Consider the following 10,210-nt stretch of genomic DNA (forward strand, 5'->3'; position numbering starts at 1 on the left):
TTGGAATCTAGGAGAAACCAAAATGAAGATTAAAACGCTGCTGGTCGCCCTGTGCGCAACGTCCATTCCATTTGCGGCATTCGCGTACGATGGAAAGGAACTTAAGTTCGGAGTCGACAGCGCTTACCCGCCATTTGAGTCGAAAACCCCGAGTGGCGACCTCGTTGGATTTGATATCGATCTGGGTAATGCAATTTGCGCGAAGCTCAAGGTGAAGTGCGTCTGGGTTGAAAACTCGTTCGACGGCATGATTCCCGCGTTGCAGGCCCGCAAGTTCGACGCGATCAATTCGTCAATGTCGAAGACCGAGGAGCGCGCGAAGGCAATCGATTTCAGCCACAAGATATACGCCAACGTCGAAGCGCTGGTTGTAAGGCGCGGCTCGGCTCTGGTGGCAACGCCCGAATCGCTCAACGGAAAGCATATCGGAGTCTTGCAGGGAAGCACACAGCAAGCCTTTGCACGGAAGCATTGGACGAACGGCGTTGACATTGTGCCCTACCCTTCGCAAGACCAGGTGTGGAATGACCTCGCGGGTGGGCGGCTCGATGCGGCACTGGCTTCGGGGCCGACCGCTGAATCGGGATTCCTGAAGACTTCGCAGGGTCGTGATTTCGGTTTCGCGCGAGGTCCGGCCATCCACGACACCGCCATCTTCGGTCCCGGCGTCAGCATCGGTGTGAGAAAGGGTGACAGAGCCCTGCTCGACGCAATCAACGGTGCGATCGACAGTCTCCGCAAGGACGGGACGTATGACCGAATTGCGAAGAAGTACTTCACATTCGATATTTACGGCGGTTAATCGACGTCAACCGCCCAGCAAAACAGACCGCGTGCCCGACCCAGGGTTGCGCACAAAGAAGCATCGTGACCCACAATATAACCTTTGGAGACCTTAATGAAAATGAAACTTCTTGCAGCTTTCGTGATGTCAGCCGCCGCAGCTCCCACAATGGCCCAAAGTACCGTGACGCTCTACGGTCTGATCGATGAAGGAATCAACTATACGAACAACGTCGGTGGCAACAAGCTGTTCGAGCTCCAGAGCGGTACGGTCCAAGGGTAAGCGGTGAATTAGGCGCACATGGTTTCCTGGGGCGGGACGGCGCAGTATGTGTCCACCTAACTGACAGGTGGACATATGACGCAGAATCCCTCAGATCCCTTGAAGCTTGAACCCGTCGGCGTGAGCAGTGATGGCCGGCGACGCCACTGAAACCGGGATTGTCGCCGCCTTTCTTTGCCGCAGTCGTTGTGCCGTCGCCGTGAATGATCGACAGATCGAGCAACTGGTCCTGCTGGAGTCGGCGTACTGAGGCCAGAAATATCGCGTCGAAACATCCGCTCGCCTGCCGGCGACGAAAGATCCGGTAAATGCCCGTCGGATGGATTTCGCGTCGACCCTGCTGATTCCTGTCGATCGGCAGCATGTGCCACTGTCAGCCAAGGTACAGCGCCCTTCAGGATGTAGTTGAAGATCCTGTACAACGGCAGTCGCGGCAGCGGGCCTCGACGACCCCGTGGCAAACGAGGCAAGAGAAATTCGTTGAATTGCGCTTCGCTCAATTCCAACGGAATCCTTTGTCGGGCTTGGCGTTGGGCCATTTTCCATCAGCAAAGCGATGGATTCTAGCCGCTTCGACGACAACCGCTCCGATCCCTTACCCAGCCGGCCTCTCCGCCCGTTTTAACCCCCGCGAAAAACCTGCAACCAGTAGCATTGAGGACTGACATGGCTTCCGAAAAACTCAAAGCCGCGATCATCGGCTCCGGCAACATCGGCACGGACCTGATGATCAAGATCATGCGTCGCAGCTTGCACCTGGAAGTGGCGGCGATGGTCGGCATCGACGCCGCTTCCGACGGTCTCGCGCGCGCCGCGCAGCTCGGCGTCGCGACAACCCACGAGGGCGTTCAGGGATTGGCGCGTTTGCCGGTCTTCGAGGACATCGAGTTTGTGTTCGATGCAACCTCCGCCGGCGCGCACGTGAAGAACGACGCTTTCCTGCGCGCGCTCAAGCCCGGCATCCGGATGATCGACCTGACGCCTGCCGCGATCGGCCCGTACTGCGTGCCGGTCGTCAATCTCGATGCGCATCTCGATGCGCCGAACGTGAACATGGTCACGTGCGGCGGGCAGGCGACCATTCCGATGGTGGCGGCGGTGTCGCGCGTGGCGAAGGTCCACTATGCGGAAATCGTCGCATCGATCAGCAGCAAGTCGGCTGGCCCCGGCACGCGTGCGAACATCGACGAGTTCACCGAGACCACGTCTAAGGCGATTGAAGCGGTCGGCGGCGCGGCGAAGGGCAAGGCGATCATCGTGCTGAATCCGGCCGAGCCGCCGCTGATGATGCGCGACACGGTCTATGTGCTGTCCGAACTCGCGGAGCGCGCGCAGGTCGAGGCGTCGATCGAGGAGATGGCGAGCGCGATGAGCGCGTATGTGCCTGGCTACCGTCTCAAGCAGAAGGTGCAGTTCGACGAGATTCCTGCCGACTCGCCGCTCAACATCCCCGGACTTGGCCGCTTCGGCGGACTCAAGACCTCGATGTTCATCGAGGTCGAAGGTGCAGCACATTATCTGCCGGCGTATGCAGGCAATCTGGACATCATGACCTCCGCCGCGCTCGCGACCGCCGAGCGCATGGCACAATCGCTCGCGAACGCGTAGGGAGCACACCGACATGGGCAAGAAGCTTTATATCTCCGATGTGACGTTGCGCGACGGCATGCACGCCATCCGCCATCAGTACTCAATCAAGAACGTGCAGGACATCGCACGCGCGCTCGACAAGGCGAAAGTGGACAGTATCGAAGTCGCGCACGGCGATGGTCTGCAAGGCTCCAGCTTCAATTACGGATTTGGTGCACACAGCGATCTCGAATGGATTGCGGCGGCGGCCGACGTCGTGAGCCACGCGACCATCGCGACACTGCTGTTGCCCGGCATCGGCACGATTCACGATTTGAAGGCCGCGTATGAGGCGGGCGCGCGCGTGGCGCGCGTCGCGACGCATTGCACCGAGTCGGACATTTCGATGCAGCACATCGAATATGCGCGTGAACTCGGCATGGACACGGTCGGCTTCCTGATGATGAGCCACATGACGACCCCCGAAAACCTCGCCGTTCAAGCGCAGAAGATGGAGAGCTACGGCGCGACCTGCATCTATGTCGTGGACTCGGGTGGCGCGATGAACATGTGCGACATTCGTGCGCGCTTCAGGGCGCTTAAGGGCGTGCTAAAGCCCGAAACGCAGACCGGCATGCATGCCCACCACAACCTGTCGCTCGGCGTCGCCAATTCGATCGTCGCGGTGGAAGAAGGGTGTGACCGCGTCGACGCGAGTCTCGCCGGCATGGGAGCGGGCGCGGGCAATGCGCCGCTCGAGGTGTTCATCGCCGCGGCGCAGCGTCTGGGCTGGGACCACGGCACTGACCTGTACACGCTGATGGACGCAGCCGATGACATTGTGCGTCCGCTGCAGGACCGTCCGGTGCGCGTCGACCGCGAGACCCTCGCGCTCGGTTACGCAGGCGTTTATTCAAGCTTCCTGCGTCATTCGGAGGTGGCCGCGAAGAAGTACGGCCTGAAGACCGTCGACATTCTCGTCGAACTCGGCAAGCGCCGCATGGTGGGCGGCCAGGAAGACATGATCGTCGACGTCGCGCTGGATTTGACGCGGGCACTCGAAAGCCAAAGCTGAAGCAGCACTTGCGGCGCCTGCGCTTGAACACAGCCGCCGCGTGTTCGCAGAACTTGCCAACAGCGTATCGATGTGATGCAGCTACACGGCGTGGACAGCATGGAGCGCGTGGTGGTGAAGAAAGCGATTGCACAGTGAAAGTTTCTGGCATGGTTTGCGAACCTCGCGCCTTGCCTGGTCGCGATGGAAGCGTGCAGTGCGGCGCATTACTGGGCGCGCCGGTTGCGCGCGCTCGGGCACGTAGTACGGCTCATCGCGTCCCAGTTTGCAGCCCCGTATCGTAAAGGCGGCAAGCACGTGAAGAACGACGCGCTAGATCCCGAGGCGATCTGCGAGGCGGCAAGCCGCCCGCAAATGCGCTTCGTGACGATCAAAACGCCCGAGCAGCAAAGTGTGCTCGTGATACACCGCCTGCGAAATGGTTTCATCGAGGAGCGCACCGCTCTGGTCAACCGGCTACGCTCTCTGCTGATTGAATTTGGCGTATTCCTGCCGCAAGGCATCGACGCATTGCGCACCCGCTTCGTCGAGGCACTCGAGGACGCGAGCAACGAAATGAATGGTTCGGCGCGTAACCGACTGTCCAGATTTCCGGAGCCACCTCTGAGCACACTGCCGCATCCTGCATCCACTCTGCCACCCATTCGCACTACACCTGGGTCGGCCTCGATGTGAACTACACGCCCGCCGCCGCGCTGCTCAATGTCCCTGACCTTGACGCGGCGACCGTACAGTCGATGCCAGCAATAACGAACCTCAAGTTCCTGCCCGAAATAGGCAGAATGAACAGGCAATGGCAGATGCCGAGTCAAGACAGGCATGGGTCGCATGGCAGGCGCCTGGATCAATGACGCACGTCGGCGTCCGGGGCAAACAGGATGCACCCGACTGTCAATCCTGCTCCTACGATCAGCAATGTAACAACACCCAAAAAGCGCTTATGCGCTGCAGAGCATAAGCGCTTATCCTGGCTGGCCTCATCAACAACGTCGTATCACGAAGTTAGAACTTGTGGCGAATTGCAGCACGGATCACGACCTGATTCTGCGTCGACGAAGCGTCCGCGGCACCTGGGACATAAGCCAGGTCCAGTGCGGTGTTCGTTTTGTCGCCAGCCACCTTCTGATATGCACCCTGAAGGTAAACATCGGTCCGCTTCGAGAGGTTGTAGTCGGCCATCACACCAACCGAGTGGATCTTCGGGCTCTCTGTCCCCGACGAAGCCTCGAAGCGCTCAAGCGTGTAAATATATTGCGCACCCGCATAGAAAGCTGGGGTGAACTGGTACTTGAAGTTCAGTTCGAAGTTCTGGAACTTGAGCGCGCTCAGCGTACCGGTAGTCGGCAGAATCGAGCCGGAAATGTAGGTCGTCGAGAGCGGCGCGGTAATGTCCGTGTTCGTGTACACGAAGCCAGCGGTTGCGGAGCCGAACGTATAGTTGACGCCGCCGCCGAATACCCGCAACCGCTTGGCCAGGAAGTTCTCGTCACCACCGTTATTGACCGCACCACCGGCGCTCGCTGACGGGTTGTTGGCCTGCAAATAGGCTGCGGCAACCAGCAAGCCACCGTTCGCATACTGGCCGCCGAGGCTGTATTGACGGTTGTTCGCGAAGTTCGTGTCGTTGCTGAAGCTGTACGTTCCACCAAACTGGAAGCCCGCAAAGGTCGGGCTTGAGTACTTGACCGTGTTGTTCACGCGGAACGTGTTGTCGGTGTTGTCGTTGTCGTACGGATGCGCGAACAGATAGCCGGCCCAATTGCCGTTCGCCGTGGTCTGTGCGAGGTAGTCGACGAGCGAATCGTACTGGCGCCCCAAGGTGACCGTTCCGAAACGGCTGTCAGAAAGCCCCACAAAGGCCGACCGGCCGAAACCTAGGCCGCCCTCCCCGAGCTTCCCGTTGTTGACATTAAAACCGCTCTCGATCTTGAACACCGCCGTCACGCCGCCGCCGAGATCCTCCGAGCCCTTCAGCCCCCAGCGGCTGCCTTGCGCGTAACCGCTCTGGAGGTCATATACCTTGTTGCCGCCTACGTTGTTGGTGTAGTCAAGACCTTCGTCGATGAGCCCGTAAAGGGTAACAGTGCTCTGAGCAAAGGCAGGCACTGCAGACGCAGCAACGATTAATGCAACCAGCAGTTTTTGCTTCATCTCCAAACTCCATTATAAATTTTATTTATTGAACTCAATTAACTTCTCATACACATTACGATGTACACCTAAATAACTTATATACGCCACCCCCATATTTAAAAATAACGCACACTCAAAGATTTTATTGCAGGGAAGGATGCGATACCAGGATCGACGCCAATCCTCCGAACTTAGCGCGCTCGTACTTGTAAGCACGAAGCTGAGCGGGTAGGATGCAGGCTGTCATAGTCCTCGTTATTTCACAATATGGACCGTTATCCCTGTATTGAGCGAGTTCATCAGCTACCTTCATTCGGCGGAACTGCGCACGCGTCATGTTGCCGATCCGATGCATTTCATCCGTCGCCGCAAGCTGGATTTCGCCACATTGATCAGTTGGTTTCTCGGCTGCAACCGTGCCTGCGTGCAGACGGCGCTCGACCGCTTCTCTTCGCCAACGCCCCGGTCACTGTTGGGATCTCACGCGTCCGACGCGATTTCGCGCCGCACCTGCGCGGAGAGTTGCCGTAGCCGCCCCAGAACACTTAAGACCCGTCGACGAAGCGGCCTTCCGCCGCAATGTCACTAAGTGGTTTGCGGTCACTAGGCATTTCCCTTGCCCGGAGCGAATCCGGAAGCAACGTTGCATCCCCGGCTCGGCCCAAGGCTACGCATGCTTCCACTGCAAAGTTGTCGGGAATATCCAGATCACCCCGGATTTTTTCGCTGTTGATCCCAGCAAGGGCATGAGCACCCCAGCCCGAGAGGCTAGCTTGCAGCGCAAGGAACGCCCAGGCCGCTCCTGCGTCGAACGAATGCGTAAGTAAAGGCACTTCTTCGTCCTTCCCAGGCATCCGAAATGTACACATTGACGCGACCACAATGATTGCAGCTGCGCGGGTCGCCCATAAACGATTGAAGTCACTCAGAAAGGAAAGGAACATCTCCCAGGATTCTGTATCCCGGCGGGCGTACATGAATCGCCACGGTTGCGCGTTGTAAGACGAGGGGGCCCAACGGGCAGCTTCGAGAATAGTGAGAAGCGCCCGCTCATCGATAGGATCTAATGTGAAAGCGCGAGGAGACCAGCGCTCGACGAACTGCACATCAATCGGATAATCAGGGTTACGGAGTATTTGGATAGCCATAGTCTGAATTTGATAACAGTCTATTCAAGACCAAAAACAGGTCATCATGTGAGACGGATTTTTCTAGAGTTACTCCCATTTCCGCCCAGGTCTGAACATATTCAGGCGATCAATCCGGGCCGCCTACGCGACAGCCAGGCTAAAAGCGTCTGGGCAGAGTCACTCATGGACTTTGCAAGCTGCTGCGACTTCAGCGAACCATCGATCACGATGCTGCTTCATAAACGAAACAAATGCTCGCCCCACTTTCGACAACGGGCGAGACTTCGGGTATAGCAGCCCAACCCTGAAGGTGATACACGGGTCCACGAGTCGAACATCGACCCGGTCAAGGTATCCGTGAACACTGAAAGGATCGATAAAACCGACACCCATTCCTAGTGCGGCCAACTCGCATGTCGAGTGGGAGAATGACGTATCGATACGCATAACACGGCTTACGTCTCGCGATTCAAATAGTCGATCAACGTGCGGCCGGTCTTGATAGTGCGCCGTGGTCGAGATAAATGAGCAACCTTCGAAATCCTCAGGTGAAAGCGTCGACTTTTTACTGAGATTGTGTCCCTTCTTCATAACCGCGTAGTAGGGAATGTTGCAGAATTCGTCAACCGAAAGATCTTCGCGGTCGTAAGGTACTTCTGCAAGACCAAGGTCGATTCTTTCCGTCGCAATCCAGTCTTCCACCTTCGTGGAAGTTTGAACATCCAGTGAGATATCAACGTCTGGGTGAGCTTCGCAAAACCGGGCTATGACTGCTGGCAAAAAAGTTATTCCGAGGGCAGGCATGCATGCGATCGAAATTCCGCCTACGCGAAGTTTCCTCACATCAGCGGCAAGTTCTCCGATCTTTTGGTACGCACGGAATGTGTTCTCTACTTGCTCGTGGATCATCCTGCCTTCAGGCGTCGGCACGAGCCTGCCAGCAGCGCGGTTAAACAATGTCACGCCGAGCTCCTTCTCGAGCTCGGTGATCAAGCGACTCACCGATGGCTGAGACAGCCCCAGTAGATCCGCCGCACCATTTACAGTGCCGACCATCATGGTCGTGCGGAACGCTTCAAGTTGCCGGATGTTCATGATTTCCCAAGTGACTGTCCCCTTTCAGCAACCATCATCTATGGTTCGGACCGACATCGCAAGGGCGTGTCGGCCATGGTATTCACATGATCGAGGATTGCTGGTCCTTCTAAGTCGACACCGCCCAATCAAGTGCGCTTTGGACGAACGATCACACCGGCCGGCCAAGTTGAACGGGCAATCAAGACGCCTCGCATCTAGAGATTGATATCAATCCCTTAGAAAAAAATCTGCTGTTTTATCTGCGATCATGCCGGACGCATACTCAGTGACATGACCGCACCAGCGTCTGCCAGTCAAATTCTTAGAGGCGCGCTTCGTGCAAAACCACGTTCGTGCCACAGAAGGCATCCCGCATCGACAGTCTCATTGAACGCAATCTCTCTGATTACGCCAACGATAATGGAGTGAGTGAATCCGTCATGCCGATCGCTGATTTCGCAGTCCAATGCGACGGTAGCATCAAGCAGGATCGGTGCACCGGTCTCGAGAGATGACCATTTGTTGGCGGCGAAACGGTCTTGCCCTTTGCGCTTGCGAAACGTATCAACGAGCCCGCAGTGCGCTGTCGAAAGAAGATTCACGGCAAAACTACCTGCGCCCAGGATTGCGTCGTGGGACGAAGCGCACTTGTTCACGCAGACGATGATCGACGGTGGGTCGTCGGAGAGACTGCATACCGATGTCGCGATGAGGCCGACCGGCTTTGCGTCGCGCATTGCGGTAATAACTGTAACACCGGCAGCGAACAACGACATCGCCTGCTGGAAGTTACCTTTGGAATCGATGGTTTGCATTTCGGTCACCTGACTAGACTATGACGGATCATCCACGCTTGTAGACACTGGGTTTGAGCCCAAGGTTCTCGCGCAGAGTTCGTCCTTCATATCGGTCCCTGAACAACCCACGGCGGCGCAGTTCCGGGATGATGAAATCGCTAATGTCCTCCATACCGCCCGGAAGAATGGCCGGGCAAAAATTGAAGCCGTCTGCGCCATCATTCTTGAACCACTCTTCCATTTCATCAACGATGTCGCTGGCGGTTCCGATCACCAGGCGTACCGAGAAAGTCGATGCGACGCGCTGATAGAGTTGTCTAATTGAGAGGTTCTCGGCACGAGCCATCTCCAACAGGTTTGATGCAAGGCTCCTGAGTTTCTGCCCACCGATGTCTGGCACCGGGCCGTCGAGCGGATAGCCGGATAGGTCGCCGAGCGTGTTATAAAGCTCGGCCAGGCCGCTCAGCGGGTGGATAAGCTCCTGAAGCTGGTCGAACTTGTCTTGTGCCTCTTGCCTGGTCCTACCGACGAACGGTGTAATGCCCGGCATGATCAACAACTCGCCTGGCTCGCGACCATACTTCGCGAGCCGCCCCTTCAGATCGCCGTAGTAATCTTGCGCATGTTTCAGATAATGCGAATTGCTATAAACCACATCCGCGCATCTGGCGGCAAGCTCACGGCCGGCCTCGGAAGCTCCGGCCTGCACGATGATCGGCTCTCCTTGCGGAGTACGCGCGGAATTCAACGGGCCGCGTACCTGGAAATGCTTGCCCTTGTGGTTCGGCACGTGCAACTTGTCTTCGTGATAGAAAAGTCCGCTTTCCTTGTCTCGAACGAACGCGTCCTCCTCCCAACTCCGCCAAAGGGATCTGACAACGTCGACGAATTCGTCGGCTCGTTCGTACCGCTCTTCATAGGCAAGGTTCTCGTTCCTGTTGAAGTTTTGAGCTTCCTCATCTGACCATGAAGTGACGACATTCCATCCGGCGCGGCCGCCGCTGATGTGATCGATCGAAGCGTATTTCCGTGCGACGTGAAACGGTTCGTTGTAGGTGGTTGAGGCAGTTGCCACTAACCCGATGTTTGACGTGGTTGCACCCAGTGCGGCGAGAAGCGTGATCGGTTCCAACTCTGCATTCCGCATGTCACGCGCAAGAGATCCTTTCGGATTGTCATTGGCGCGGATCCCAAGACCGTCAGCAAAGAAAACCATGTCGAGATGCGCCGCTTCCGCCTTGCGGGCCGTGTTTAAGAAATGTGCAAAGCTCAGCGCTCCTTCCGCCGGCACATCCGGATGCCTCCAGGCGGCAGTGTGATAGCCGAGATATCTCATCGAGAGGCCGAGCCTCATTTTTCCGTC

General features: G+C 57.2%; 10 protein-coding genes. 5 read left to right on the top strand and 5 right to left on the bottom strand.

From position 1 onward, the window contains the following. The first annotated feature begins 22 nt into the window (after positions 1-22). The 5 genes from B0G83_RS37440 to B0G83_RS37465 all read left to right on the top strand — a co-directional run bounded on the left by B0G83_RS37440 (position 23) and on the right by B0G83_RS37465 (position 4,385). Positions 23-802 (top strand): ABC transporter substrate-binding protein, encoded by a 780-nt coding sequence (locus B0G83_RS37440; protein ID WP_105512295.1) that lies wholly within the window; start codon positions 23-25, stop codon positions 800-802. A gap of 96 nt (positions 803-898) precedes the next feature. Continuing rightward, the gene (locus B0G83_RS37445) at positions 899-1,066 is read left to right on the top strand and encodes a porin (protein WP_146120368.1); all 168 of its coding nucleotides are present in this window, start codon (positions 899-901) and stop codon (positions 1,064-1,066) included. Between the two features lie 666 nt (positions 1,067-1,732). Then, positions 1,733-2,674, top strand: a complete 942-nt coding sequence (locus B0G83_RS37455; RefSeq protein ID WP_105512296.1) for an acetaldehyde dehydrogenase (acetylating) — start codon at positions 1,733-1,735, stop codon at positions 2,672-2,674. Between the two features lie 13 nt (positions 2,675-2,687). Next, on the top strand, positions 2,688-3,710 hold the full coding sequence (gene mhpE / locus B0G83_RS37460) for a 4-hydroxy-2-oxovalerate aldolase (protein WP_105512297.1): 1,023 nt from the start codon (positions 2,688-2,690) through the stop codon (positions 3,708-3,710). Between the two features lie 144 nt (positions 3,711-3,854). Continuing rightward, positions 3,855-4,385 carry an IS110 family transposase gene (locus tag B0G83_RS37465; protein ID WP_258168510.1) on the top strand — a complete coding sequence of 177 codons (531 nt, stop codon included), beginning with the start codon at positions 3,855-3,857 and terminating at the stop codon, positions 4,383-4,385. 327 nt (positions 4,386-4,712) lie between these two features. Here the strand turns inward: B0G83_RS37465 and B0G83_RS37475 are convergent, their stop codons facing one another. The 5 genes from B0G83_RS37475 to B0G83_RS37495 all read right to left on the bottom strand — a co-directional run. Further along, positions 4,713-5,861 (bottom strand): porin, encoded by a 1,149-nt coding sequence (locus tag B0G83_RS37475; RefSeq protein ID WP_105512299.1) that lies wholly within the window; start codon positions 5,859-5,861, stop codon positions 4,713-4,715. A 527-nt stretch (positions 5,862-6,388) separates the two neighbouring features. After that, positions 6,389-6,991, bottom strand: coding sequence for a nitroreductase family protein (locus tag B0G83_RS37480; RefSeq protein WP_105512300.1), 603 nt, complete (start codon positions 6,989-6,991; stop codon positions 6,389-6,391). Positions 6,992-7,150: 159 nt separating this feature from the next. Beyond that, positions 7,151-8,068, bottom strand: coding sequence for a LysR family transcriptional regulator (locus tag B0G83_RS37485; protein WP_105512301.1), 918 nt, complete (start codon positions 8,066-8,068; stop codon positions 7,151-7,153). Between the two features lie 296 nt (positions 8,069-8,364). After that, positions 8,365-8,865, bottom strand: coding sequence for a flavin reductase family protein (locus B0G83_RS37490; RefSeq protein ID WP_105512302.1), 501 nt, complete (start codon positions 8,863-8,865; stop codon positions 8,365-8,367). Positions 8,866-8,893: 28 nt separating this feature from the next. After that, a partial coding sequence (locus B0G83_RS37495) for an LLM class flavin-dependent oxidoreductase (RefSeq protein ID WP_105512303.1) occupies positions 8,894-10,210 on the bottom strand: 1,317 nt, incomplete at its 5' end.

The sequence above is a fragment of the Paraburkholderia sp. BL21I4N1 genome (genome assembly GCF_002973525.1).
Taxonomy (GTDB): domain Bacteria; phylum Pseudomonadota; class Gammaproteobacteria; order Burkholderiales; family Burkholderiaceae; genus Paraburkholderia.

Excerpts from the sequence above, each read along its gene's own strand:
- B0G83_RS37440 (WP_105512295.1), top strand. The coding sequence starts at position 23 with ATGAAGATTAAAACGCTGCTGGTCGCCCTGTGCGCAACGTCCATTCCA.
- B0G83_RS37445 (WP_146120368.1), top strand. The coding sequence starts at position 899 with ATGAAAATGAAACTTCTTGCAGCTTTCGTGATGTCAGCCGCCGCAGCT.
- B0G83_RS37455 (WP_105512296.1), top strand. The coding sequence starts at position 1,733 with ATGGCTTCCGAAAAACTCAAAGCCGCGATCATCGGCTCCGGCAACATC.
- mhpE (WP_105512297.1), top strand. The coding sequence starts at position 2,688 with ATGGGCAAGAAGCTTTATATCTCCGATGTGACGTTGCGCGACGGCATG.
- B0G83_RS37475 (WP_105512299.1), bottom strand. The coding sequence starts at position 5,861 with ATGAAGCAAAAACTGCTGGTTGCATTAATCGTTGCTGCGTCTGCAGTG.
- B0G83_RS37480 (WP_105512300.1), bottom strand. The coding sequence starts at position 6,991 with ATGGCTATCCAAATACTCCGTAACCCTGATTATCCGATTGATGTGCAG.
- B0G83_RS37485 (WP_105512301.1), bottom strand. The coding sequence starts at position 8,068 with ATGAACATCCGGCAACTTGAAGCGTTCCGCACGACCATGATGGTCGGC.
- B0G83_RS37490 (WP_105512302.1), bottom strand. The coding sequence starts at position 8,865 with ATGCAAACCATCGATTCCAAAGGTAACTTCCAGCAGGCGATGTCGTTG.